The organism is Phytohabitans flavus, assembly GCF_011764545.1.
GTDB classification, from domain to species: Bacteria; Actinomycetota; Actinomycetes; order Mycobacteriales; family Micromonosporaceae; genus Phytohabitans; species Phytohabitans flavus.
Genome location: NZ_AP022870.1, coordinates 7,217,925 through 7,241,628 on the forward strand (window position 1 = coordinate 7,217,925; position 23,704 = coordinate 7,241,628).

Here is a 23,704-nt window from a genome sequence, read left to right on the forward strand (position 1 = left end):
CACGCTCACCACCGCGGGGTGGTCCCCTCGCGGTCCGGGTCGCCGCCGATCGCGGCCACGCCCAGCCAGTCCGCGCACACGTCGGAGGTGGCCGGGTGCAATGAGCCGCAGCGGGCGTCGCGGTAGAGCCGTTCGAGCGGATGGCCGCGGCGCGTGGCCGAGGTGCCGGCCGCCTCCAGCATCGACGCCGCCACCTCGGCCGCGGTCGTACCGGCCAGCAGCTTCGCGCGCCACACCCAGCGGTTGGTCTCCTCGGCGCCGGGCTCCTCGTCGACCCGGCGGGCGGCCTCGGCCACGACCAGGCGGGTGGCCGCCACAGCCGCGTCTGCGCGCCCGATCCGGGAGCGCACCGACGGAAGCTCGGACACCCCGCGCTTGACCACGTGCTCGACCGCCGCGTCCACGGCGGCCTGGGCGACTCCTATGTACACGGCCGCGTAGCTCGCGATCAGCCAGTGCGGCATGAGCTGTGCGACGACCAGGGCCAGCCCCTCGACGCCGCCGAGCAGCGTGTCGTCCGATACGACCGAGTCGATGTGCAGGTCGTGCGAGGCGGTGGCGCGCATGCCGAGCGCATCCCAGGTGGGCTCGACCTTGAGCCCGTCCACGGTCGCGGGCACCAGGAACTGCGACACCACCGACTGGTCCGACGCGCTGCGGGCGGCCACCAGGTACGCGTCGGCCTGGCCCGCGCCGGAGCAGAACGTCTTGGCGCCCTTGATGTGGTAGCCGCCGTCGACCGGCTCGTAGACGGTGGCGAGTTGGGACAGTCGGGAGCCGGCGCCGCGCTCGCTCATCGCCACGCCGTACCACGAGCCAGCGGCCGCCTCGGCCAGCATCCGGTCGCGCGCGGCCAGCGCCTCGTCGGGTACGCCCAGCGACTCGGCCACCTCCTCGGTGACCGCGCTCAGTGCGCCGGTCACGGAGGCGTGCATGTTGAAGACCAGGGCGGTCGCCCCGTTGCCGCGGGCCAGCTCGTACGCGACGGCCGCGTACTCGGCGAAGGTGGCCTCGCGGCCGCCCAGCCGGCCCGGGACCATCAATCCGAACAGTCCCGCGGCCCGCAGGTCGGCGAAGTCTTCGACCGGAAACGTGCCGTCCCGATCGTGCTCCGCCGCCCGTGCTGCCAGTCGCGGCGCCAACCGCCGCGCAGCCGCTATCGCGTCACCCGCCATGACCCTGCCCCTCTCGTGGCCGCTAGCCTCCGTCGCCTTGGCCGTTCTTGATGCCCCGTCCCTGGTAGAGGATGGCCGCCGACCAGGTCGGAACGATCCGGCCGCGGCCTCGACCCGCACCGGCCAGCCAGCCGGCCAGTGCAGACACGGTCGGGCGCACGCCGCGAACGGCGAGTGCCACACCATGCCGAGCGCACTCGCGCTGTAATACCCGCGGATCCACGAAGAGTGCGGGGTCGTGCAGGCCGCGTGGTACGCCGTGGACGCGCTCGGCGAGCGTCACGGCGACAAGCCGGGCCAGTGCGGTGGAGTTGATGGTGTCGAGCACGAGCAGGCCGCCGGGACGCAGCACGCGGCAGGCCTCGGCGACGACTCGGGGCATGTCGGGGACGTGTTCGAGGATCTCGCCCGCGGCGACGACGTCGGCACAGCCGTCCGCCAGCGGTCCGGCCCCGGCGTCGGCTTGGACCGGCGTTAGGCCGTGCGCGGCGGCCTGCTCCAGGGCGGACCTGGTCAGGTCCACTCCGATGTGGCGGTAACCCTTTCCGAGCAGGTGCGGGGTGAGGAGCCCGCCGCCGCAGCCCAGATCGACAAGGATTGCTCCGGGCCGGGACGCCGGCGGCACGAGTCGCGCCCGGGCGGCGGCCAGCCAGTGGAGCATCGCGAAGGCGCCATCAGGCCGCCACCATTCCCCGGCAAGATCGTCGTACTGCCGGGGATCGTTGCGCGGCAGGATGCGCATGGCTTTGAGCGTGGCACGACTCTCCGGTAACGGCCAGACTTCCCGATATGCGTACACCGTGGGGTCTCCTCCGCGCGAGCCACCCGGAGCCCGGCGCGGCCGTGACCGCGGCCGCGATCCTCCTCGCCATCGGCGCCGGACACGACGCCGCCGGCGCCGCGCTTGTCGGCCTCACCGTGCTCGCCACCCAGCTCGCGGTGGGCTGGACCAACGACTGGCTGGACGCCGATCGGGACAAGCTGGTCGCGCGGAGCGACAAGCCCGTGGCGACCGGCGCGGTGAGCCGGCGGGCGGTGGGCATCGCCGGGCTGATCGCCGCCGTCGCCACCCCGGTCGTCGGGCTCACGCTGGGCCTGCCGGCCGCGACCGCCATCACCGCCGCGCTGGTCAGTGCGCTGCTCTACAACTGGCCGCTCAAGTTCACGCCGGCTTCGGTGCTGCCGTACGCGTTCTCGTTCGGCACACTGCCCGCGTTCGTCATCCTGGCCCTGCCGGACGCGCCAAGGCCGCCGCTGTGGATCGTCGCGGCCGGTGGGCTGCTCGGCGCCGGAGCGCACTTCGCCAACGTGTTGCCGGACCTCGACGACGACGCCCGCACCGGCGTGCGCGGGCTGCCGCACATGATCGGGCCGGCGTGGTCCCGGGCGGCCGCCGCCGGGCTGCTCTTCGGGGCGACGCTCACGCTTGTCTTCGGGCCGCCCGGACGCCCCAGCTGGTACGGCGTCGCCGCGATCGCCGCCGCCGTCCTGGTCCTGACCGCCGGTTGGTACGCGGGCCGCCTGGCCTCGTCGCGCGGCGCCCGCCCGGTGGCTGTCTTCCGCGCCGTGCTGGTGGTGGCCCTGATCGACGTCGTCCTACTCATCACCAGCGGCCGCGTGGTCTGAGCCGGGCCGTCTGACTCCCGGTGCGAGCCGGAGGCCACAACTGGCGGGCCTGGCGCGAATGGACGATCGCGGGCAACTACGCTGACCCCGGTCAGACACCGACAGGGAGGACCGACGTGAGGCGCTCGATGACGCTGCTGGCCTGCGCGGCCATGGCGACCGCCCTGCTGGCATCGGGGTGCAGCGCAGGACAGGACGCCGAGACCGCCGAGATGGTGCCGGCGGTGCCGGGTGCCAACGACGACGTCCCGTCGTCCGGCGGGGCCCTGTCGGTCCGCAACGCGATGGTGGTCTACCACGCCGGGGGTTACGAGGCGGGCGCCGACGCCCCGCTCGACCTGTCGATCTTCAACGGCATGGACCAGCCGGTCACGGTGACCGTGACGAGCCCGGACGCCAGGTCGGTCACCCTGGTCACCGGGGCGAAGGGCACGCCGTCGCCGTCGGCCTCGCCGTCGCCTACCGCGACCGCCACCCCTCGGCCACCCCGTCCGCGACAGCCACCCCTTCGGGCACGGCGACCGCGACGCCCACCGGTGCGCCGACGCCGTCCGCGGAGCCGACCCCGACCGCCGCGCCGCCCGCCCCGCCGGCGACCGTCCGGATCGACGCTGGCAGCTTTGCGGCGCTCACGCCGTCCGGCGCGCAGTTCCTCCAGCTTCTCGGCCTCAACGAAGAGCTGAAGTCGGGCAAGACGATCACGCTGGTCTTCGACTTCGGCGATGACAGGAACCTTGAGTTGGAGGTGCCGGTGGGCGTACCGCTCACGCCGGTGCCGCGGGGCTCGGCCGAGACGGACGAAGGCGGGCACTGATCACGGTTTCGTCGCACCTGCCGGCTACCGTGCCCGCGTGACGACGTCGAGATCGATCCCTCGGGGCCGGCCAAGACCCGCGCCGCCGCCCGTGAGCCGCGCCCGGCGTATGAGTGCGACGCCTGCGGGCACCAGCCGCCCAAGTGGGTCGGCCGCTGCCCCGAGTGCGGCGAGTGGGGCTCGATCGTCGAGTCCACGGTGACCGGCCCGATGGCGGCCGGCCGCGTGGTGAGTTCGCGCATGCCGGCCGAGCCCGCGCGGCCGATCGCGGAGATCAGCGCGACCCCGGCCCGAGCCCGCCCGACCGGGGTGACCGAGCTCGACCGGGTGCTCGGCGGCGGCCTGGTGCCCGGCGCGGTGGTGCTGCTGGCCGGCGAGCCCGGCGTCGGCAAGTCGACGTTGCTGCTCGACGTCGCCCAGCAGTGGGCGGCCGGCGCGGGCAGCCCGTCGCTGGTGGTCAGCGGCGAGGAGTCGGTGAGCCAGGTGCGCCTGCGGGCGGAGCGGATGGGGACGCTCCACGAGCGGCTGTACCTCGCCGCCGAGAGCGACCTGAGCGCCGTCCTGGGCCATCTCGACGCGGTCAAGCCGGGCCTGCTGGTGCTCGACTCCGTACAGACCATCGCCACACCCGGCACCGAGGGCGTGCCCGGCGGGGTCACCCAGGTCCGGGCGGTCACCGCCGCGCTCGTCGCGGTCGCCAAGGAGCGTGGCATCGCCACGATCCTGGTCGGGCACGTCACAAAGGACGGTCAGGTGGCCGGCCCGCGGGTCCTGGAGCACCTGGTCGACGTCGTGCTGCACTTCGAGGGCGACAAGCACTCCTCGCTCCGGCTGGTCCGCGGGGTGAAGAACCGGTTCGGCGCAGCAGACGAGGTAGGCTGCTTCGAGATGCACGAAAGCGGCATCTCCAGCCTGCCCGACCCGTCCGGCCTCTTCCTGACCCGCTCCACCGAGGCCGTGCCGGGCACCTGCGTGACGGTGGCGATGGAGGGGCGACGGGCCCTGGTCACCGAGGTACAGGCGCTCATCGGGGCGGCGGTGCCCGGCTCACCCCGCCGCACGGTGTCCGGGCTGGACAGTGCCCGCCTCGCCATGGTGCTGGCGGTCCTACAGCGCCGCACCGACAGCCTCAAGCTGCACGACCGGGAGGTTTTCGCCGCCACAGTCGGCGGCATCCGCGTGGTCGAGCCGGCCGCCGACCTGGCCGTCGCGCTCGCCGTCGCCTCCGGCGGGCTGGACCTCGCCGTGGCCCCGCACCTGGTGGCGATCGGCGAGGTGGGGCTCACCGGAGAGGTCCGCCGGGTGGGTGCCGTACCCCGCCGGTTGGCCGAGGCGGCCCGACTGGGCTTCACGTTCGCGCTGGTGCCGACGGGTTGCGGGCCGGATGCGACGGGCGTACGCACAAAGGGCATACGGGTCGTCGAGGTGGCGAATGTGCGGGCGGCGCTAAAGTGGGCGGCACGCGCCTCAGCCGAATAAAGTAGCGCACGTCTATATGACCACCGGTTAGTCGACGTCACGCTACGGATCTGCCGCCGAACCGCAACAGCACAGGTCGGATGACGGTCCGTAGACTATGCCCGTGCCGATCGACCGCGATGCGAACAGAACCGCCGCCAGCCTGGCCGGCCGCGCGGGCGTGGTCGGCTCGCCCGCGCGCACAGTGAGCGCTGGAGCGGCCCCGCGCCCGGCTCGGCCAACGGCGCAGCCCCGGGAGGTGATCCACTGCGCGCCAATCTGGCGTTGATGGCGCCAGGCACCGCCCTGCGCGACGGGTTGGAGCGGATCCTCCGGGGCCGCACCGGCGCGCTGATCGTCCTCGGCCACGACAAGGTGGTCGAGTCGCTGTGCACCGGCGGCTTCCCTCTCGATGTCGAGTTCTCCGCCACCCGCCTCCGCGAGCTGTGCAAGATGGACGGTGCGGTCGTGCTCTCCAGCGACGGCACCCGCATCGTGCGCGCGGCGGTGCACCTCATGCCCGATCCGTCCATTCCCTCGGAGGAGTCGGGCACCCGGCACCGTACGGCGGAGCGGGTCGCCAAGCAGACCGGCTTTCCGGTCATCTCAGTCAGCCAGTCCATGCGGATCATCGGGCTGTATGTGAATGGGCAGCGCCACGTCCTCGACGACTCGGCCGGGATCCTGTCCCGGGCCAACCAGGCGCTCCAGACGCTGGAGCGCTACAAGCTGCGGCTCGACGAGGTCTCCGGCACGCTCTCCGCGCTGGAGATCGAAGACCTGGTGACCGTGCGCGACGCGGTGGCCGTGGTGCAGCGGCTCGAGATGGTCCGCCGGATCGCCGACGAGATCGCCGGATACGTCGTGGAGCTCGGCACCGACGGCCGGCTGCTCGCCCTCCAGCTCGACGAGCTGATGGCCGGCGTCGACGCCGACCGCACGCTGGTCATCCGCGACTACCTGCCGGCCGGGCGCAAGGCCCGCACGCTCGACGAGGCACTTGTCGAGCTGGATCTGCTCTCCGCCACCGAGATGATCGACCTGGTAGCGGTCGCCAAGGCGATTGGCTACCCGGGCGCCTCCGACTCGCTCGACGCGGCGGTCAGCCCGCGCGGCTTCCGGCTGCTGGCCAAGGTGCCGCGCCTGCCGGTCGCGGTGGTCGACCGGCTCGTGGGGCACTTCGGGAGCCTTCAGCGGCTGCTCGGCGCCACGGTCGAGGACCTACAGGCCGTGGACGGCGTGGGCGACGCACGGGCCCGCGGGGTGCGCGAGGGCCTGTCCCGCCTGGCCGAGGCCTCGATCCTGGAGCGGTACGTCTAGGAGCTTTTTAGCTCAGGGTGAGCCGGACCGGGGCGCTCAGGTCGGTGCCGAGGCGGCCGAAGAGCTGGTAGTCGCCAGGACTTGGCGCGCTGCCGTTGGCCGCGCCGTTCTGGCAGCCTGTGCTCTGCCGGCCATTCCAGGTGACCTGAAACTCCATCTCCAGGTTGCGCGGGAACGGCTTCGGGTCGGAGCCGCGGTAAGTGCTGCACCGGTCGGACGACCAGATGACCTGCGCGCCCTTCTTGATGTAGATCTCCTGCTCGTCCGGGCCGACGTCACGGGTGCACTCGCGGCTGGACTCGTTCTTGATCCGTAGCTTGATGACGATCGTCTGACCAGCGGGCGCGTCGGTCAGGCTCGGCACCGGCGTGACCTTGATCTCGTCGTCGGTGCAGCCGCCCGGCGGTGGCGCGGCGGGCGCGCCGGTCGTGGCCGGGGGCGGCGCGACCGGAACCCCGGTGGTCGGCGCCTGCGTCGGTGACAAGGTCGGAGACTGCTCGGCGTCCGGCGTGGACGGGGCCTCACTGGTGCTCGGGGTCGGGGTGCTGGTGGCGCCCGTCTTGCTCGCCCCGGAGCCGCCACCGCCACGACACGTCGTGAAGAGCACTAGGAGGACGATGAAGAGGGCACCGAGCACAATGGCGCGACGCCGCCAATAGACGGCGGAAGGAAGCGGACCAACCGTCAGTCTCATGATGTCCTCACGGTATCGGGGTGGACCGCGAGGATCCTGCCGACGCGCCGCCTCAGGGCGTGTTTCAGAGGATTGCCGGCGCGGGCCGGGGTGGGGGCCGACCTAGAGGTACGTCTTGCGTTGGTGGATCGCGTGGGCGCCGGCGACGCGGTCGAGGAAGAGCAGGCCGGCACAGTGGTCGATCTCGTGCTGGAGGGCGCGGGCCTCGAACGCGTCGGTGGCGAGCCGTACCGGCTCCCCGGTGCCCGGCAGGGCGGCCTCCACCACCACCCGCGCGGCTCGCTTCACGTCGCCGGTGAGGTCCGGCACGGACATGCAGCCCTCGCGGCCGGGCCGCCACCGGCTGGCCTCGACCACCTTCGCGTTGCACAGGGCGAACGCGCCGTGCACCGTGGCCGCCTTCGGATGCCCGCTGACGTTGACGACGAAGACCTGGGCGGAGACGCCTACCTGCGGCGCCGCCAGACCCACGCAACCGGGCGAGACGCGCATCGTGGCCAGCAGGTCGGCGGCGAGGCGCACGACCTTGGGGTCGCTCGGGTCGACCTCGGGGCCGGGCCGGCTCAGCACGGGGTCCGGCGCGGTGACCACCGGTAGTACCTCCCCCGCGTCCCCGAGCGCATCCGGAGTCCAGCCGTGGAACGGGTCGCTCACGCTGCTGTCGCTCACAACACGTCCGTTTCGGTGGGCCGGAACGTGACCTCGACGTCCAGCCCGGCGGCGACCTCGGCGAGCCGCTTGGCCACCGCGTCGGCCGTACCCGGCGGGAGGTCCACCTCGGCGACAAGCACGTAGAGCGGCCCGGTCAGCCGGGTCGTGAGGTCCGTGATGTTGCCGCTGGCCTCGGCGAGCACGCGGGTCACCGCGGCCACGATGCCGAGGCGGTCGGCGCCGTGGACGCTCATCAGGTACGGCTCGCCGGCCCACGCCGCTTCGCCCCCGGCGCGGACCTCCCGTACCGTCGCGAGAAGCCGGCCGCCGGCGGCGAGCGGGTCCAGCGCGGCCTCGACCTCCGCGGCGCCGGGGCCGTTGCAGACAAGTGTCCAGGTGAAGTGGCCGCGCAGGCGGGTCATCGTGGAGTCGGTCAGGTTCGCACCGAGCCCGGCGAGAGCCTCGGAGACGCTGGCGACAATGCCCGGACGGTCGTGGCCGATCACCGTTATCGCAAGATCGCCGCGGGACCGTGGGGCGTCTTCTTGGGGTGCTGTCACGGGTGGAGTCTGCCCGACGCTCGGAGGCGTGGCAGGATCGACCCGCTGCGTTTGCTGGCGGTGCTCCTCGCGTCCGGGGCCTGCGACGCGACGAGCGCTCCCGAGGAGTGGAATGCCTGAGACCGACCTGGCCGACGCGGCCATCGAGTGGTTCGACGCGAACGCCCGCGACCTGCCCTGGCGGGCACCGGGCACGAGCGCGTGGGCCGTGCTGGTCAGCGAGATCATGCTCCAGCAGACGCCGGTGGCTCGGGTGCTGCCGTCGTACCAGGCGTGGCTGGCTCGCTGGCCGGAGCCGGCGGCCCTCGCGGCGGACACGCCCGCGGAGGCGATCCGGATGTGGGGGCGGCTCGGCTACCCGCGCCGGGCGATGCGGCTGCACGAGTGCGCTGTGGCGATCGTGGCGCGGCACGGCGGCGACGTGCCCACCGACCTCGACGCGCTGCTGGCACTGCCGGGCGTGGGTGCGTACACGGCGCGCGCTGTGGCGGCCTTCGCGTACGGGCAGCGGCAGCCGGTGGTGGACACGAACGTACGGCGGTTCGTGGCCCGGGCGAGCCGCGGCAAGGCGGACGCCGGTCCCACGACCACCCCCGCCGACCTGGCCGACACCGAGGCGCTGCTGCCGATCGAGCCGGGCCGGGCGGCGCGGGCGAGCGCGGCGTTCATGGAGCTGGGTGCGGTGGTGTGCACCGCGCGGGCGCCACGCTGTACGGACTGCCCTGTGGTGGAGGTGTGCGGCTGGCGGGCGGAGGGCCGACCGACGCCCACCGGGCCGACCCGCCGCCCACAGCAATACGCGGGCACGGACCGTCAGGTTCGCGGCTTGTTGCTGGCCGTTCTGCGGGAGGCGGACGGCCCTGTACAGGCTGGGCAGCTGGACCTTGTGTGGGCCGACGCCGTGCAGCGTGACAGGGCACTGCGCAGCCTGCTGGACGACGGCCTCGTGTCGCCGGCGGGCGATGGCCGGTACGCGCTGGCCGGCGAGGCATAGCGAAAGGGGCGGCCCCCGATCTGGGAGCCGCCCCTTCTAGCTGTCGCTGCCGTTACTCGGCGGCCTCAGCGGCGCTGCCAAGGTCGGCCGGCACCGCGTCGGGCACCGCGACCGGCTTGTCCGCACCGCGGAACACCAGCTTGGACTTGTCCACGTCGGCCGGGTCGCCCTCGCAGTCGATGACGACGATCTGGCCGGGCTTGAGCTCGTTGAACAGGATCCGCTCGGACAGGTTGTCCTCGATGTCCCGCTGGATCGTCCGGCGCAGCGGCCGAGCACCCAGGACCGGGTCGAAGCCCTTCTTCGCCAGGTACTTCTTGGCGTTGTCGGTGAGCTCCATGCTCATGTCCTTGTTCCGCAGCTGGGTCTCGATCCGAGCGATCATGATGTCCACGATCTCCAGGATCTCCAGCTCCTTCAGCTGGTGGAACACGATGGTGTCATCGATCCGGTTCAGGAACTCAGGCCGGAAGTGCTGCTTGAGCTCGTCGTTGACCTTCTGCTTCATCCGCTCGTAGTTCGACTCCGAGTCCTCGGATGCCTGGAAGCCGAGCGAGACGGCCTTGGCCACATCCCGCGTGCCCAGGTTGGTGGTCAGGATGATGACCGTGTTCTTGAAGTCCACGATCCGGCCCTGACCATCGGTGAGCCGACCGTCCTCCAGGATCTGGAGCAGGGTGTTGAACACGTCCGGGTGTGCCTTTTCGATCTCGTCGAACAGCACCACCGAGAACGGGCGACGGCGGACCTTCTCGGTCAGCTGACCACCCTCGTCATATCCGACGTACCCGGGGGGTGCACCGACGAGACGAGAAACCGTGTACCGGTCGTGGAACTCGGACATGTCCAGCTGGATCAGCGCGTCCTCGGAACCGAAGAGGAACTCCGCGAGCGCCTTCGACAGTTCCGTCTTACCGACGCCGGACGGGCCAGCGAAGATGAACGAGCCGGAGGGCCGCTTCGGGTCCTTCAGCCCGGCCCGCGTACGCCGGATGGCCTTGGAAACCGCCTTGACCGCGTCTTCCTGGCCGACGACCCGCTTGTGCAGCTCGTCTTCCATCCGCAGCAGTCGCGACGTCTCTTCCTCGGTCAGCTTGTACACCGGGATACCGGTCCAGTTGGCCAGAACCTCGGCGATCTGCTCGTCGTCGACCTCACTGACGACGTCGAGGTCCCCGGCCTTCCACTCCTTCTCCCGCTGCGCCTTCTGACCCAGCAGCTGCTTTTCCTTGTCCCGCAGCTGGGCGGCCCGCTCGAAGTCCTGCGCGTCGATCGCGGACTCCTTGTCCCGCCGCACCTGCGCGATCCGCTCATCGAAGTCACGCAGGTCTGGCGGCGCGGTCATCCGCCGGATCCGCATCCGGGCACCGGCCTCGTCGATAAGGTCGATCGCCTTGTCCGGCAGGTACCGGTCCGAGATGTACCGGTCGGCGAGGGTGGCCGCCGCGACGAGCGCGGCGTCGGTGATCGAGACCCGGTGGTGGGCCTCGTAGCGATCACGCAACCCCTTCAGGATCTCGATGGTGTGGGCCAGGGAAGGCTCACCCACCTGGATCGGCTGGAAGCGCCGCTCCAGCGCCGCGTCCTTCTCCAGGTGCTTGCGGTACTCATCCAGCGTGGTCGCGCCGATGGTCTGTAGCTCACCCCGCGCCAGCATCGGCTTCAGGATGCTCGCGGCGTCGATCGCGCCTTCGGCGGCACCGGCACCGACCAGGGTGTGGATCTCGTCGATGAACAGGATGATGTCGCCGCGGGTGCGGATCTCCTTGAGGACCTTCTTCAGCCGCTCTTCGAAGTCACCGCGGTACCGGGACCCGGCGACAAGTGCGCCCAGGTCCAGGGTGTAGAGCTGCTTGTCCTTCAGCGTCTCCGGGACCTCGCCCTTGACGATCCGCTGCGACAGGCCCTCGACAACGGCGGTCTTACCCACACCGGGCTCACCGATCAGGACCGGGTTGTTCTTGGTACGACGGGACAGCACCTGCATGACCCGCTCGATTTCCTTCTCCCGCCCGATCACCGGGTCGAGCTTGCCCTCTCGGGCAGCCTGGGTCAGGTTTCGACCGAACTGGTCCAGCACCAGCGACGTGGACGGCGCCGCCTCACCCGCGGCCGCACCGGCGGCGGCGGGCTCCTTGCCCTGGTAGCCGGACAGGAGCTGAATCACCTGCTGGCGCACCCGGTTGAGGTCGGCGCCAAGCTTCACCAGCACCTGGGCGGCGACGCCCTCACCCTCGCGGATCAGGCCGAGCAGGATGTGCTCCGTACCGATGTAGTTGTGACCAAGCTGCAACGCCTCACGAAGCGAGAGCTCCAAGACCTTCTTGGCCCGCGGCGTGAACGGGATGTGCCCGCTCGGCGCCTGCTGACCTTGGCCGATGATCTCCTCCACCTGCTGGCGGACGCCCTCCAGGGAGATGCCGAGGCTCTCCAGAGCCTTGGCAGCGACGCCCTCACCCTCATGGATGAGACCCAACAGGATGTGCTCCGTGCCGATGTAGTTGTGGTTGAGCATCCGGGCTTCTTCTTGAGCCAGGACGACAACCCGCCGCGCTCGGTCGGTGAACCGCTCGAACATGCCCTCGTGCTCCTCACGTGCCGTGCGCCATGATCTTGGCGGGGCCAGCGCCGGGGACGCCCCGTCGGGGCGACCGTGTCAATACTCTATCGCCGCGGACCGACTGTGCTTGTGCCGTGCGTGCCGGAGTGGCCCACGTCCGCGACCTTTTCCCCAACTGTGCGCGCTGGGGCGCTGTTCCCCCCGCCTTGACCGCTACGCGGAGAGCGAAATCCACAGCTCACCTACGCGGCCATCCACAGCCTGTGGACAACGTCGTCCACTCCTGTGGACAACGCGGCGGGGGATCGCGGGTCACGGGCGGATGGCCGCCTCGACCCACTTCGAGGAGCCAACGCCGAGGGCCTCCCGCGAATTCCGGCCGAACTCGCTGGAGGCCCTTGATCTGTTTCGACGTGACCCACGCAACCCGGCCGGTCGCACGGCGCCGCCGGCCGAGAAGCCCGCCGCCCGGATGCGGGCGGGCCCGCGGCGCACAACGCCACGGGCCCGTTGCCGGGTCAGGTCGCGACGGCGAGGCTCAGCGGCCAGCCTTCGCGTGGTACTCGTCGACGATCTCCTGCGGGATCCGGCCTCGGTCGGAGATCTCCTTGCCTTCCTTCTTCGCCCAAGCACGGATCGCCTTGTTCTGCTCGCGATCAGCTGCCGCTCCACCGCGCCCCCGAGCGGCACGACCACCGACCACGACCCCGCCGCGCCCGATCTTTGAACCGGCCGCAGCGTATGGGCCGATTGCCTCCCGCAATTTGTCGGCGTTCTTCTTGGACAGGTCGATCTCGTACTGAACGCCGTCGAGCGAGAACTTGACGGTCTCGTCCGCGTCGCCGCCGTCCAGGTCGTCGACCAACTTGTGAATGATCTGCTTGGCCACGGGCCGCTATCCTTCCGAGCAGGGTTCCTCCCGCAAACAAGAGAACAATAGCTTGGAAGGCGCTCCACCCGTCAATAGGATCGAAGAAATCTACTCGGGGCGGACCAGCGGGTACAGGATGGTTTCCCGAATACCTAGCCCGGTGAGCGCCATGAGGAGCCTGTCGATTCCCATTCCCATGCCGCCCGAGGGGGCATGCCGTATTCCATGGCGCGGAGGAAGTCTTCGTCCAACCGCATCGCCTCGTCGTCACCCTTCGCTGCCAACTGGGCCTGCCGGACCAGCCGCTCCCGCTGCTCGACAGGATCGACAAGCTCCGAGTAGGCCGTGGCCAGCTCGAAGCCGAACCCGTACAGGTCCCACTTCTCGGCGAGGCCGGGCTGGTCACGGTGGGCCCGGGTCAGCGGGGACGTCTCCTCGGGGTAGTCCCGCACGAAGGTGGGGAGCACGAGGTTTGGTACGACGAGCTCCTCGAAGAGTTCCTCGGCGAGTTTGCCCGGTCCCCACTTGGGCGACACGGCCAGATTGTGCTTCTCTGCGTACTGAACGAGCCGCGCCATGTCCGTACGGACCGTTACCTCCTCCCCGAGCGCCTCGGAAAGGACCCCGTAGAGGGTCACGGAGCGCCACTGGCCGCCAAGGTCGTACTCAGCGCCGTCGACATGCCTAACAACATAGGACCCAAAGGTCGCACGCGCGGCTTCCTGTACCAACTCGCGGGTCAGCGTGGCCATCGTGTTGTAGTCGGCGTACGCCTGGTACGCCTCGAGCATCGCGAACTCGGGAGAGTGGGATGAGTCAACTCCCTCATTCCGGAAGTTGCGGTTGATCTCGAAGACTCGTTCGATCCCACCAACCACACAGCGCTTCAGGAATAGCTCTGGTGCGATTCGCAGATACAGATCGGTATCCAACGCATTGCTGTGAGTTACGAATGGCCGGGCCGCCGCGCCGCCGTGCAGCAACTGAAGCATCGGCGTCTCGACCTCCAGGTAGTCACGGGAGTGAAGCGAGTCACGCAGGCTGCGCATCACCGAGGCCCGCGTCCGGACCGTCTCCCGCGCCTGCGGGCGCACGATCAAATCGACGTACCGCTGCCTCACCCGCGCTTCCTCGCTCAGCGGGCGGTGTGCCACCGGAAGTGGGCGAAGCGCCTTCGCGGTCATCGACCACGAGTCGGCGAGCACGGAGAGTTCACCCCGGCGGCTCGTGATGACCTCTCCGGTGACGCCCACGTGGTCACCGAGGTCGACGAGGCGCTTCCATTCCTCGAGCCGCTCGCTGCCGATCCGGTCGAGCGAGAGCATCGCCTGAAGTTCGGTACCGTCGCCTTCCCGGAGCGTGGCGAAGCAGAGCTTGCCGCTGTTGCGGATGAAGATCACCCGGCCGGTCACGGACACGGTGTCGCCGGTGGCGGTGTCGGTGGGGAGTTCGGCGTACCGCTCCCGGAGCTGCGCGAGCGTGGCAGTGCGGGGGTAGCTCAGCGGGTACGGCTCCACCCCGTCGGCGAGCATGCGGTCCCGCTTCGACCGGCGCACCCGCATCTGCTCGGGAAGGTCCTCGGCGGGGTCAGCGGCAGCAGGAGTCGACTCAGTCACGGCACAGCTTTCTCAATTAAGGAGACGGATTCGCCACGAGGGTACTCGTACCCAGGGTGCGGGTACGGTCATTAACCGATGGCTGATCAAACTCAGGCCCTGTCCTTCGGGGCCGCCGCCGCCGAGTACGACCAGTTCCGGCCCAGCTACCCCGTCGAGGCGGTGCGGTGGGCGGTGGGCACGCCGCCACCGGCCGATGTCGTCGACCTTGGCGCCGGCACCGGCAAGCTGACCCGGGTGCTCCTCTCGGCCGGATACCAGGTCATGCCGGTCGAGCCGGACGAGGGCATGCGCGCCCAGCTCGCCGCGTCGACAGAGGGCGTGGCCGCGCTGGCCGGCTTCGCCGAGTCCGTCCCGCTGCCGGACGCGGCCGCCGATTCCGTGGTCGCCGCGCAGGCGTACCACTGGTTCGACCGGGAGCGCGCCCACCCCGAGATCGCGCGGCTGCTCCGCGCCGGCGGCCATTTCGGCGCGATCTGGAATCATCGCGACGACCGCGAGCCGTGGGTCGCCGAGCTTTCCCGCATCACCCACGACATCGCGGAACACCGGGGCCAATTCGACCCCGAACCGACCGTGACGCTGGAGCTGAGCGACGCGTTCGGGCCGGTCGAGCGCAAGGAGTTCACCTATCGCGAGCCGCGTACCCCGGAGGGCCTCGTCGCGATGATCTCGACTCGCTCCTACTTCATTACCGCCGCGCCGGAGAAGCAGGCCGAAATCGTGGCAGGCGTACGCGAGCTCACCGCGACCCACCCCGACCTGGCCGGGCGGGAGAGCTTCGACGTGCCATACCGCGTGATCGTCTTCCGGGCTCAGGTGTTGCGCTCGTAAACCATCCGCAGGCCGATGAGCGTGATCATCGGCTCGTGGTGGGTGATCGTGCGGCACTCGTCGATCACGACCGGCGCCAGCCCGCCGGTGGCGATCACCGCCCGCAGCGGCCCCAGCTCCTCGGACATCCGGTCGATGATGTGGTCGATCAGGCCGGCATACCCGAAATACATGCCCGCCTGGAGGCACTCCACCGTGTTTTTGCCGATCACGGAACGCGGCTTTGCGGGCTCGACCTTGCGCAGCTGGGCCGCCCGCGCGGCGAGCGCGTCGAAGGAGATCTCGATGCCGGGCGTGAACGCACCGCCGAGGAACTCGCCCCGGGCGCTGATCACGTCGAAGGTGTTCGTCGTACCGATGTCGACCACGATCGAGGGCCCGCCGTAGATCGTGTAGGCCGCGAGCGTGTTGACCACGCGGTCCGGGCCGACCTCTTTCGGGTTGTCGATCGCCAGCTGCACACCTGTCTTCACGCCCGGCTCGACGATGACGGTGGGTACGTCGCCGTAGTAGCGAGTCAGCATCATGCGCAGCGAGCGCAGCGCCGCGGGCACCGTCGAGCAGGCCGCGACCCCCGTGATCTCCACGGCGTCGCCGGCGAGCAGCCCCCGGTAGATCAGCCCCATCTCGTCGGCGGTCGAGCGGGCGTCGGTCTTGATCCGCCAGGAGTGGACCAGCTTGTCCCCGTCGAAGGTGGCGAGCACCGTGTTGGTGTTTCCGATATCTATACAGAGCAGCACGCGCTACCTCTTACGGACGCAGGTCCACAGCGATATCCAAGATAGGCGAGGAATGGGTGAGGGCTCCCACCGAGAGGTAGTCGACGCCGGTCGCCGCGTACTCCGCCGCCACCGCCAGGGTGAGCCCGCCCGTGGCCTCCAGCTCGGCCCGGTCGCCGACCGCCGCGACCACCTCGCGCAGCAGGTCGGGTGACATGTTGTCGCAGAGCAGGAAGTTGGCGCCGGCTTCGACGGACTCGACCGCCTCGGCCACGGTGGTCACCTCGACCTGCACGGGCACGTCGGGAAAGAGCTCACGCACCCGCCGGTACGCGGCGGTCAGCCCGCCGGCGGCCAGCTTGTGGTTGTCCTTGATCATGGCGACGTCGTACAGGCCCATCCGCTTGTTGGTGCCGCCGCCGGCCCGCACCGCGTACTTCTCCAGCGCCCGCAGGCCCGGCGTGGTCTTGCGGGTGTCGAGCACGGTCGCCTTGCTCCCGGCGAGCTGGTCCGCCCAGGCCCGGGTATGTGTCGCCACCCCGGACATCCGGCAGAGCAGGTTGAGCGCGGTCCGCTCGGCGGTGAGCAGGGATCGGGTGGGGCCGGTCACCGTGGCCAGCACCGCGCCGCGGGCCACCCGCTCGCCATCCTGGGTCCGGCTTTCCCATCGGGTACGGGCGTCCGTCTCCTCGAACACCGCCGCGGCAACCGCCAAGCCGGCGACCACACCGTCTGCCCGAGCCACAATGTCGGCCGTGTCCACCTGCTCGTCCGGGATGGTGGCGACGCTCGTCACGTCGAGGCGAACGGGGCCGAGATCCTCGTCGAGCGCGGTGCGCACGACGCGCGCGACATCGACGGGGTCGAGCCCGGCCGCGCGCAGGGCCACGATCGTGTGCTCTTTCACAGCGCCTTCCTCCCGGCTCCGTCGCGACCGCCACCGTGGACGGCCTCGGCGGGACGCTCGCCCGCCGCGCCATCTTCCCAGCTCTCGCTGACCTCGCCGTCCGGGCCGATCGCCCCGAGCAGGTGACCTCGCCACTCGTCACTTGCCGAGGGGAAGTCTTCGCGCCAGTGGCAGCCGCGCGTCTCCTCCCGGCGGTCCGCGGCCGCGACGAGAGCGGATGCCACCGTGAGCAGGTTTGTCGCCTCCCACGAGGCGGTGCGCGGGGTGCCACGGGTACCACCCAGCCGGGTCAGCTCCTTGGCGGCGACGGCGAGCGAGTTGGCCGAGCGCAGCACGCCGGCGCCCCGGGTCATCGCGTCCTGGAGCGGGACCCGAGCCTCCTCACCCACCACCCAGCCGGGCGTACTCTCCACCGGCGCGGGCTCCGCCTGCGGTGGGAGGTCATGCGCGATGTCCTCGGCGATCCGGCGGGCAAACACAAGCCCTTCCAGCAGCGAGTTGCTGGCCAGCCGGTTTGCGCCGTGCACGCCGGTGCAGGCCACCTCGCCGCACGCGTACAGGCCGGGGATCGAGGTACGGCCGCGCAGGTCGGTGCGCACGCCGCCGGACGCGTAGTGGGCGGCTGGCGCGACCGGGATGAGGTCGACGGTCGGGTCGATGTTGGCGGCCAGGCAGGCCGCGGTGATCGTCGGGAAGCGGTGCGGTACGTCGGGCAGGTGACGGGCGTCGAGGTACACGTGGTCGGCGCCGGTAGCGAGCATGACGCGGTGGATCGCTTTCGCGACCACGTCGCGCGGAGCCAGCTCGGCCAGCTCGTGCTGCCCGACCATGAACCGCTCGCCGTCGCCGTCGACAAGGTACGCACCCTCCCCGCGCAGCGCCTCCGAGATCAACGGGCGCTGCGTCTCGTGGATGTCCCCACCGACGAAAGAGGTCGGATGGAACTGCACGAACTCCACGTCGGTGACCACCGCGCCGGCCCGCAGCGCGAGCGCCACGCCGTCGCCTGTGGAGACCGAGGGGTTGGTGGTCGCGGCGAACATCTGGCCCATGCCGCCGGTGGCGAGCACGACCGCCCGGCTCAGGATCGCGCCGACGCCATCCTCGCTGCCCTCGCCCAGCACGTGGAGCGTGATGCCGCAGGCCCGGCCGTCCGCCGCGCGGAGCAGGTCGAGCACCAGCGCGTGCTCGACGAGGCGGATCCAGGGGTCGCGGCCGACGGCGGCGTGCAGGGCCCGCTGTACCTCGGCGCCTGTCGCGTCACCGCCGGCGTGCACGATCCGGTTGGCCCGGTGGCCACCCTCGCGGGTGAGCATCAGCGAGCCGTCCGCGTTGCGGTCGAACTCGGCGCCGAGGCGGATCAGCTCGCGTACCCGCAGCGGCCCTTCCTCGACCAGGACGTCGACCGCCGCCGGGTCGCATAGACCGACGCCCGCGACGAGCGTGTCGGCGGCGTGTGCGGCTGGCGTGTCGAGCGGGTCGAGCACCGCAGCGATACCGCCCTGCGCCCAGCGTGTGGAGCCGTCATCGATATTGACCTTGGTAACGACGGTGACGTGCAGGCCGGCCTCGCGCAGGTGCAGGGCCGCGGTCAACCCCGCGATACCGGAGCCGACCACCACGACGTCGGTCGTCTCGTACCAGCCCGGGTCCGGCGCACCCAGCCGGTGGGGCAGCACGGGCAGTGCAACATCCATCCGACCAGTCAACCACCGCGTGCCCGCGCACGGCGCGGACTGTGATCAGGGACTAGTTCGGGGCTAAGGTCTGTTTCAAAATCCTTGCCGGGCTGCGCCGGGTCCAGACGACGACCGGCGGCGCCGGGCGTAAGGCCGCATACAACACCGGTATGCGACCTTGCGCCCGTCTTGCCGGATCGCCGCCTGGACCTCGGCTCGCCTCGACAAATCTTTTGAAACAGGCCTTAGTTCTCGTACTGGATCGGGAGGCCGTTGATGCCCGCGCCCTTCAGCGAGCGGTTGACCTTCCGGTCACTCAGCCAGAGGTAACAGCGGACGCCCCGGTTGCCGCCATTCCACTCTTCCTCGTTGCCCGGCAGCGAGACCACGCCGGTGCGGTACTTGAGGTTGCCGTCGTTGGGCACGGCCGCGTACTTGGCGATCACCTTGCGGCACTCGTTGTGCAGCTTGTCCCAGTCGGCGCTCTTGCTCGGGTAGTTTCCCGCGGGAGCGCCGTAGACACCGGCGAACTCGCTGTTGTGGTCCTTGGTGCACTGGACCGCCGGCATCGTGTCGATGCTGCTGTCACGGGCCAGCTTCACCTGGTAGCAGCCGAGCGAGAGGGGCGAGCCCGGCTTGAGCGCGCCCTTGAGGCTGCCGCTGCGGCTTGTGGCGTCGCCGTTGTCCTCGACGTTGGTCACCTCGGTCACGTCACACCGGAACCACCGCGAGCCGCCGCTCCACGCCTGCGGCGACGGCAGCACCACGCCCAGCCACAGCCGGCCGCCGCGCCAGTCGCTGCCCACGTACTCCTTTGTCTTGGCGTCGCACTCCGCGTAGGCAGCGCGGATCTCGGGCGACCCCTTCGCCGGTGGCGCGGACCCGCTCGCCGCACTCCCGGTGAACTCGCCGACGTGGACGGTCTCGAGCCGGTGCGCGGACCCGCAGTCGACGGGGGCGAACGAGGTCAGATAGCCAATGTCGGCGTAGTCGCCGCTGTGGCAGACCTCGGCCGGCGGCACGAAGGGCGTGGGCTCGGAAGGCGCTGCCCAGTCGTCGGCCAGATCGCCGTCGACGCCCGCGGGATTGCCGCACCCGGAAAGCATCAGTGCGGTCGCACCGCCTAACGCGATCGCGGCGATCCACCGTCGCATCGTGCGTCCTCCCCAAGGGCACAGCTTTCCGGACGGCCGAGCATACGTCACCCTGACCAAATCCGACTTCCCGCAATACAACCGGCGAGTGACGTCCCTCAAACTTACGCCGCGGCCACGACCTCGACAGCCGCATTGTCGATGAGCCGGGTGCTGCCCACCCACGCAGCGACGAGCAGCCGCCCCGGACCCTCCGCCGGTGCCGGCCCGAGATCGGGGTCGGTGAGCAGGAGATAGTCGAGCTTGGCGGTATCCGAATCGAAGGTGGCGCGGGCGACCGCCTCGGCGTCCCGCCCCTGGGCCGCGGCCTCGACGCCGGCGCGCAGCGCGGCCGAGAGGGTCTGCGCGGCCTGCCGCTCGGCCGGGGCCAGGTACCGGTTGCGGCTGGACAGCGCCAGGCCGTCGGGCTCGCGCACGGTCGGCACACCCACGATCCGCACCGGCACGTCGAGGTCGCGCACCATCCGCCGCACGAGCGTGAGCTGCTGGTAGTCCTTTTCGCCAAAGAACGCCAGGTGGGGGCGGGTGACCTGGAGGAGCTTGAGCACCACGGTGAGTACCCCGTGGAAGAACCCGGGCCGGCTCGCTCCCTCCAGCCGCTCGCCCAGCGGGCCCGGGTTGACCCGGACCATCGGCTCGCCGGACGGGTACATCTCGGCGCGGTCGGGGGCGAAGACCAGGTCGACGCCGGCCTCCGCACAGATGGCGAGGTCCGCGTCAAGGGTGCGGGGGTACCGGTCGAAGTCCTCGTTGGGCCCGAACTGGAGTGGGTTCACGAAGATCGTCGCGATTACGTGGTCGGACTGCTCACGGGCGGCCCGCAGCAGCGCGCGGTGCCCCTCGTGCAGGGCGCCCATCGTCATCACTACACCCACGGTGCCGGTCATCGCGGCGCGCGCCCCAGCCAGGTCGTCCCGGCTGTGTACGAGTGCGGTCACGCCTGAACCTCCTGCCGGGGCGTGGCGAGCACGTCGAGAAGGCGCTCGGCGTCGATCGGTCGTAGCCGGCCGGCGGCGATCGCCCGGTCGGCGGTGCGGCGAGCCATCGCGACGTACGCGGGTACGGAGTCGGGCGCGACGGCGGTGAGCCGCTCGAGGTGTCGCGCGACGGTGCCGGCGTCACCCCGCGAGACAGGGCCGGTCAGCGCCGCGTCGCCGTACCGCAGGGCGTTGTCGAGGGCGGCTCGCAGCAGGGGCCGAGCACGTTCTCCGGACGTACCACCCCGGCGTCGCGCAGCCGGTCGGCCGCCTCGTTGACGAGCGTGACCAGGTGGTTCGCTCCCTGCGCGAGCGCGGCGTGGTACAGCGGCCGGTCGGCCTCGGTGACCCACTCAGGGGTGCCCCCAGATCGGCGACGAGCCGGGTGGCGAGCGGGCGCAGCCCGAGCGGGGCGGTCACGCCGTACGCGGTACCGGGCAGCCGGGACAGGTCGTCACCGGTACCGGCGAAGGTCATCGCGGGGTGCAGCGCGAGCGTGCGGGCGCCCTGCGCGGCGGCCGGTGCCAGCACGGCGAGCCCCTGCGCGCCCGAGGTGTGCGCCACGACCTGCCCCGATTGGAACGGCAGGTCGGCCACCAACGGGCCGATCGCATCGTCGGGGACGGCGATGAGCAGCAGGTCAGTGGCGGCGCGGGCGACCTCAGCGGGCGACACGCGCGCGGTATCCGGCAGGAGGCGGGCGATGCGCGCGGCAGATGCCGGCGACGAGCCGGAAGCCGCGACGACCGTGTGGCCCGCGCGGGCCAGGGCCGCGCCCAGCACAGCGCCGACGCGCCCGGCCCCGATGACACCGACGATCATGACCTTGATCCAGTCCTCGTGAGGTTAGGTACCGGTCAACGTCAGTATGCGTCCGTGTTAACTCACCCTCACAGCGCCTGTGAAGGTTTTCACGAGCGCCCCTGCCTGGGTTTACGCGCGGGATCGTAGGGTTTGGTCGTGCCGGCGGCTGACGTGCCCGTGACCTGGCGGGAAGCGATGGAGGAGGCCCTCTACGGGCCGGGCGGCTTCTTCGTGACCCGCGCGCCGGCCGCGCACTTCCGGACCAGCGTGCACGCCTCCCCGCTCTTCGCCTCGGCGATCCTTAGCCTTGTGTCCTATGTGGACGAAGCGCTGGGCCGCCCGGGGCGGCTGGACGTGGTCGACATGGGCGCGGGCCGGGGCGAGCTGCTGGCCGCGCTCCTGCACGCCGCACCACCCGAGCTGGCCGGGCGGCTCGCGCTGACGGGTGTCGAGCGTGCACCCCGGCCACCGTCCCTGCCTACGCCCGTGGCCTGGGAGTCTGCACCCCCGTCGGGCATCGTCGGGGTCCTGCTGGCCACCGAATGGCTCGACAACGTGCCGCTCGATGTCGTAGAGGACGGCCGGTACGTGGTTGTCGACCGGTCCGGGGTGGAGTCACGCGGCGCCCCGGTCGCCGCACCGGACCTCGAGTGGCTCTCCCGCTGGTGGCCGGACGCGCCGCGCGCCGAGGTGGGTGCGTCGAGGGACCGGGCCTGGGCCGGCGCGGTCGCCGCGGTGGAACGCGGGCTGGCGCTGGCGGTCGACTACGGCCACGTGCTCGGGGAGCGGCCGCTGGGCGGGACGCTGACCGGATACCGAGCCGGCCGGCAGGTGCCCCCGGTACCGGACGGGACCTGCGACATCACCGCGCACGTGGCGATGGATTCCGTGGCCGAGGCCAGCGGGCGGCCGTACACCCTGGTCTCCCAGCGCAAGGCACTGCGTGCGCTCGGCGTGGACGGCGCCCGGCCCCCGCTGGCGTTGGCCTCGACTGACCCCGCGGGTTACGTGCGGGCCCTGGCCTCGGCGTCGGCGGCCGCGGAGCTGACCGACCGAGCCGGCCTGGGCGGCCATTGGTGGCTGACGCACCCGATCGGCGTGGACCAATCCTTCGTTACCGGCCTGGCGTGGGACGATGACGGGCATGACTGACCTGCGTGAGGTCACTGTCGGCACCGGGAGCGGGCTGGATACCGCGGACATGGTGCTCAACATCGGGCCGCAGCACCCGTCCACCCATGGCGTGCTGCGGTTGAAGCTCGTGCTCGACGGCGAGCGGGTGGTCTCCTGCGAGCCGATCGTCGGGTACATGCACCGGGGCGCGGAGAAGCTCTTCGAGGTACGCGACTACCGGCAGATCATCGTGCTGGCCAACCGGCACGACTGGCTGTCCGCGTTCTCGAATGAGCTCGGTGTGGTGCTGGCCGTCGAGCGGCTGATGGGGCTCGAAGTACCCGAGCGGGCAGTGTGGCTGCGCACCGCGCTCGCCGAGCTCAACCGGGCGCTCAACCACCTCATGTTCCTGGGGTCGTACCCGCTGGAGATCGGCGCGATCACGCCGGTGTTCTACGCGTTCCGCGAGCGCGAGACGCTCCAGGCGGTCATGGAGGAGGTCTCCGGTGGCCGGATGCACTACATGTTCAACCGGGTGGGCGGCCTGAAGGAAGAGGTGCCGGCCGGCTGGACGCGGCGGGCCCGGGAGGCGATCGGGCAGGTGCGGCGCCGGCTGCCCGACCTCGACAACCTGATCCGCCGCAACGAGATCTTCCTCGCCCGCACGGTGGGCGTGGGCGTGCTGCCGGCCGCCGACGCCGCCGCGTACGGTGCGTCCGGTCCGGTCGCGCGGGCGTCCGGGCTCGACTTCGACCTGCGGCGGGACGAGCCGTACCTGGCGTACGGCGAGCTGGACGTGCCGGTGGTGACCCGCACGACCGGCGACTGCCACGCGCGGTTCGAGGTGCTGCTCGACCAGGTGTTCGTGTCGCTGGACCTCGCCGAGCGGTGCCTCGAGCGGGTGGACCAGATCACCGGCCCGGTCAACGTGCGGCTGCCGAAGGTGGTCAAGGCGCCGGAGGGGCACACGTACGCGTGGACGGAAAACCCGCTCGGCGTCAACGGGTACTACCTCGTGTCGCGCGGTGAGAAGACGCCGTGGCGGATGAAGCTGCGCACCGCTTCGTACGCCAACGTGCAGGCACTCAGCACGCTCATCCCGGGCTGCCTAGTGCCCGACCTCATCGCCATCCTGGGCTCGATGTTCTTCGTGGTCGGCGATATCGACAAGTAGGGAC

The 23,704-nt window shown here is 71.0% G+C and carries 21 protein-coding genes and 3 pseudogenes; 7 read left to right on the plus strand and 17 right to left on the minus strand.

Annotation, left to right across the window (positions count from 1 at the left end; genetic code table 11):
* Nucleotides 1–5: 5 nt before the first annotated feature.
* Nucleotides 6–1,175 carry an acyl-CoA dehydrogenase family protein gene (locus Pflav_RS31725; RefSeq protein WP_173040492.1) on the minus strand — a complete coding sequence of 390 codons (1,170 nt, stop codon included), beginning with the start codon at nt 1,173–1,175 and terminating at the stop codon, nt 6–8.
* A 22-nt stretch (nt 1,176–1,197) separates the two neighbouring features.
* The gene (locus tag Pflav_RS31730; protein ID WP_173040493.1) at nt 1,198–1,917 is read right to left on the minus strand and encodes a methyltransferase domain-containing protein; all 720 of its coding nucleotides are present in this window, start codon (nt 1,915–1,917) and stop codon (nt 1,198–1,200) included.
* Between the two features lie 47 nt (nt 1,918–1,964).
* Here Pflav_RS31730 and Pflav_RS31735 point away from each other — a divergent pair, with 47 nt between their 5' ends.
* A complete protein-coding gene (locus Pflav_RS31735; RefSeq protein ID WP_173040494.1) occupies nt 1,965–2,801 on the plus strand; it encodes a UbiA family prenyltransferase in 837 nt (278 codons plus the stop codon).
* Nucleotides 2,802–2,892: 91 nt separating this feature from the next.
* Here the strand turns inward: Pflav_RS31735 and Pflav_RS31740 are convergent, their stop codons facing one another.
* From Pflav_RS31740 to Pflav_RS31750, 3 genes are read right to left on the minus strand one after another with little or no spacing between them, the layout of a single operon-like run.
* The gene (locus Pflav_RS31740) at nt 2,893–3,081 is read right to left on the minus strand and encodes a hypothetical protein (RefSeq protein ID WP_173040495.1); all 189 of its coding nucleotides are present in this window, start codon (nt 3,079–3,081) and stop codon (nt 2,893–2,895) included.
* A gap of 27 nt (nt 3,082–3,108) precedes the next feature.
* Entirely contained in the window at nt 3,109–3,276 is a 168-nt protein-coding gene (locus Pflav_RS31745; RefSeq protein WP_173040496.1) for a hypothetical protein, read from the minus strand.
* Complete coding sequence (locus tag Pflav_RS31750) at nt 3,261–3,632, minus strand: hypothetical protein (protein ID WP_173040497.1); 372 nt, start codon at nt 3,630–3,632, stop codon at nt 3,261–3,263. Before Pflav_RS31750 ends, Pflav_RS31745 begins: the two co-directional genes overlap by 16 nt.
* Before the next feature lie 34 nt (nt 3,633–3,666).
* Between Pflav_RS31750 and radA the strand changes: the two genes are divergently transcribed.
* Both radA and disA read left to right on the plus strand, forming a co-directional pair.
* The gene (radA, locus tag Pflav_RS31755) at nt 3,667–5,094 is read left to right on the plus strand and encodes a DNA repair protein RadA (protein ID WP_173042745.1); all 1,428 of its coding nucleotides are present in this window, start codon (nt 3,667–3,669) and stop codon (nt 5,092–5,094) included.
* A gap of 103 nt (nt 5,095–5,197) precedes the next feature.
* Nucleotides 5,198–6,393, plus strand: a pseudogene (gene disA, locus Pflav_RS31760) (DNA integrity scanning diadenylate cyclase DisA).
* 7 nt (nt 6,394–6,400) lie between these two features.
* Here disA and Pflav_RS31765 read toward each other — a convergent pair.
* From Pflav_RS31765 to Pflav_RS31775, 3 genes are all read right to left on the minus strand, one after another.
* On the minus strand, nt 6,401–7,087 hold the full coding sequence (locus Pflav_RS31765; RefSeq protein ID WP_173040498.1) for a hypothetical protein: 687 nt from the start codon (nt 7,085–7,087) through the stop codon (nt 6,401–6,403).
* A 102-nt stretch (nt 7,088–7,189) separates the two neighbouring features.
* Nucleotides 7,190–7,741 (minus strand): peptide deformylase, encoded by a 552-nt coding sequence (locus tag Pflav_RS31770; protein WP_173042747.1) that lies wholly within the window; start codon nt 7,739–7,741, stop codon nt 7,190–7,192.
* Between the two features lie 11 nt (nt 7,742–7,752).
* Entirely contained in the window at nt 7,753–8,298 is a 546-nt protein-coding gene (locus tag Pflav_RS31775) for a glycine cleavage system transcriptional repressor (protein WP_232072141.1), read from the minus strand.
* 112 nt (nt 8,299–8,410) lie between these two features.
* On the opposite strand from Pflav_RS31775, the gene Pflav_RS31780 reads away from it, so the two are divergent.
* On the plus strand, nt 8,411–9,292 hold the full coding sequence (locus tag Pflav_RS31780) for an A/G-specific adenine glycosylase (protein WP_173040500.1): 882 nt from the start codon (nt 8,411–8,413) through the stop codon (nt 9,290–9,292).
* Between the two features lie 52 nt (nt 9,293–9,344).
* Here Pflav_RS31780 and Pflav_RS31785 read toward each other — a convergent pair whose 3' ends face one another.
* The 3 genes and pseudogenes from Pflav_RS31785 to lysS all read right to left on the minus strand — a co-directional run bounded on the left by Pflav_RS31785 (nt 9,345) and on the right by lysS (nt 14,285).
* Nucleotides 9,345–11,870 (minus strand): ATP-dependent Clp protease ATP-binding subunit, encoded by a 2,526-nt coding sequence (locus tag Pflav_RS31785; RefSeq protein ID WP_173040501.1) that lies wholly within the window; start codon nt 11,868–11,870, stop codon nt 9,345–9,347.
* A 520-nt stretch (nt 11,871–12,390) separates the two neighbouring features.
* Nucleotides 12,391–12,741: a histone-like nucleoid-structuring protein Lsr2 gene (locus Pflav_RS31790; RefSeq protein WP_173040502.1), complete on the minus strand. Its 351-nt coding sequence runs from the start codon at nt 12,739–12,741 to the stop codon at nt 12,391–12,393.
* Between the two features lie 90 nt (nt 12,742–12,831).
* Nucleotides 12,832–14,285, minus strand: a pseudogene (gene lysS, locus Pflav_RS31795) (lysine--tRNA ligase).
* A gap of 132 nt (nt 14,286–14,417) precedes the next feature.
* Here lysS and Pflav_RS31800 point away from each other — a divergent pair.
* Nucleotides 14,418–15,173 carry a class I SAM-dependent methyltransferase gene (locus tag Pflav_RS31800; protein WP_173040503.1) on the plus strand — a complete coding sequence of 252 codons (756 nt, stop codon included), beginning with the start codon at nt 14,418–14,420 and terminating at the stop codon, nt 15,171–15,173.
* Here the strand turns inward: Pflav_RS31800 and Pflav_RS31805 are convergent.
* From Pflav_RS31805 to Pflav_RS31830, 6 genes and pseudogenes are all read right to left on the minus strand, one after another.
* Nucleotides 15,155–15,913: a type III pantothenate kinase gene (locus Pflav_RS31805; protein WP_173040504.1), complete on the minus strand. Its 759-nt coding sequence runs from the start codon at nt 15,911–15,913 to the stop codon at nt 15,155–15,157. The two genes, Pflav_RS31800 and Pflav_RS31805, sit on opposite strands and share 19 nt — an antisense overlap.
* A gap of 10 nt (nt 15,914–15,923) precedes the next feature.
* The gene (gene nadC, locus Pflav_RS31810) at nt 15,924–16,799 is read right to left on the minus strand and encodes a carboxylating nicotinate-nucleotide diphosphorylase (protein WP_173040505.1); all 876 of its coding nucleotides are present in this window, start codon (nt 16,797–16,799) and stop codon (nt 15,924–15,926) included.
* On the minus strand, nt 16,796–18,496 hold the full coding sequence (locus Pflav_RS31815) for an L-aspartate oxidase (RefSeq protein WP_173040506.1): 1,701 nt from the start codon (nt 18,494–18,496) through the stop codon (nt 16,796–16,798). Before Pflav_RS31815 ends, nadC begins: the two co-directional genes overlap by 4 nt.
* Nucleotides 18,497–18,723: 227 nt before the next feature.
* Nucleotides 18,724–19,632 (minus strand): septum formation family protein, encoded by a 909-nt coding sequence (locus Pflav_RS31820; protein ID WP_173040507.1) that lies wholly within the window; start codon nt 19,630–19,632, stop codon nt 18,724–18,726.
* Nucleotides 19,633–19,736: 104 nt separating this feature from the next.
* Nucleotides 19,737–20,570: a pantoate--beta-alanine ligase gene (gene panC, locus Pflav_RS31825; protein WP_173040508.1), complete on the minus strand. Its 834-nt coding sequence runs from the start codon at nt 20,568–20,570 to the stop codon at nt 19,737–19,739.
* A pseudogene (locus Pflav_RS31830) lies at nt 20,567–21,431 on the minus strand (Rossmann-like and DUF2520 domain-containing protein). The gene panC and the pseudogene Pflav_RS31830 overlap by 4 nt, the downstream one beginning before the upstream one ends.
* Nucleotides 21,432–21,584: 153 nt before the next feature.
* Here Pflav_RS31830 and Pflav_RS31835 point away from each other — a divergent pair.
* Together Pflav_RS31835 and Pflav_RS31840 are read left to right on the plus strand one after the other, a co-directional pair.
* Nucleotides 21,585–22,565 (plus strand): SAM-dependent methyltransferase, encoded by a 981-nt coding sequence (locus tag Pflav_RS31835; RefSeq protein WP_173042748.1) that lies wholly within the window; start codon nt 21,585–21,587, stop codon nt 22,563–22,565.
* Complete coding sequence (locus tag Pflav_RS31840) at nt 22,549–23,700, plus strand: NADH-quinone oxidoreductase subunit D (protein WP_173040509.1); 1,152 nt, start codon at nt 22,549–22,551, stop codon at nt 23,698–23,700. Before Pflav_RS31835 ends, Pflav_RS31840 begins: the two co-directional genes overlap by 17 nt.
* The last annotated feature ends 4 nt before the right edge of the window (nt 23,701–23,704 follow it).

Bases quoted from the DNA above. Each gene is read 5' to 3' on its own strand.
- Pflav_RS31725 (WP_173040492.1), bottom strand. From the start codon at position 1,175: ATGGCGGGTGACGCGATAGCGGCTGCGCGGCGGTTGGCGCCGCGACTG.
- Pflav_RS31730 (WP_173040493.1), bottom strand. From the start codon at position 1,917: ATGCGCATCCTGCCGCGCAACGATCCCCGGCAGTACGACGATCTTGCC.
- Pflav_RS31735 (WP_173040494.1), top strand. From the start codon at position 1,965: ATGCGTACACCGTGGGGTCTCCTCCGCGCGAGCCACCCGGAGCCCGGC.
- Pflav_RS31765 (WP_173040498.1), bottom strand. From the start codon at position 7,087: ATGAGACTGACGGTTGGTCCGCTTCCTTCCGCCGTCTATTGGCGGCGT.
- Pflav_RS31780 (WP_173040500.1), top strand. From the start codon at position 8,411: ATGCCTGAGACCGACCTGGCCGACGCGGCCATCGAGTGGTTCGACGCG.
- Pflav_RS31785 (WP_173040501.1), bottom strand. From the start codon at position 11,870: ATGTTCGAGCGGTTCACCGACCGAGCGCGGCGGGTTGTCGTCCTGGCT.
- Pflav_RS31800 (WP_173040503.1), top strand. From the start codon at position 14,418: ATGGCTGATCAAACTCAGGCCCTGTCCTTCGGGGCCGCCGCCGCCGAG.
- Pflav_RS31815 (WP_173040506.1), bottom strand. From the start codon at position 18,496: ATGGATGTTGCACTGCCCGTGCTGCCCCACCGGCTGGGTGCGCCGGAC.
- Pflav_RS31820 (WP_173040507.1), bottom strand. From the start codon at position 19,632: ATGCGACGGTGGATCGCCGCGATCGCGTTAGGCGGTGCGACCGCACTG.
- Pflav_RS31840 (WP_173040509.1), top strand. From the start codon at position 22,549: ATGACGGGCATGACTGACCTGCGTGAGGTCACTGTCGGCACCGGGAGC.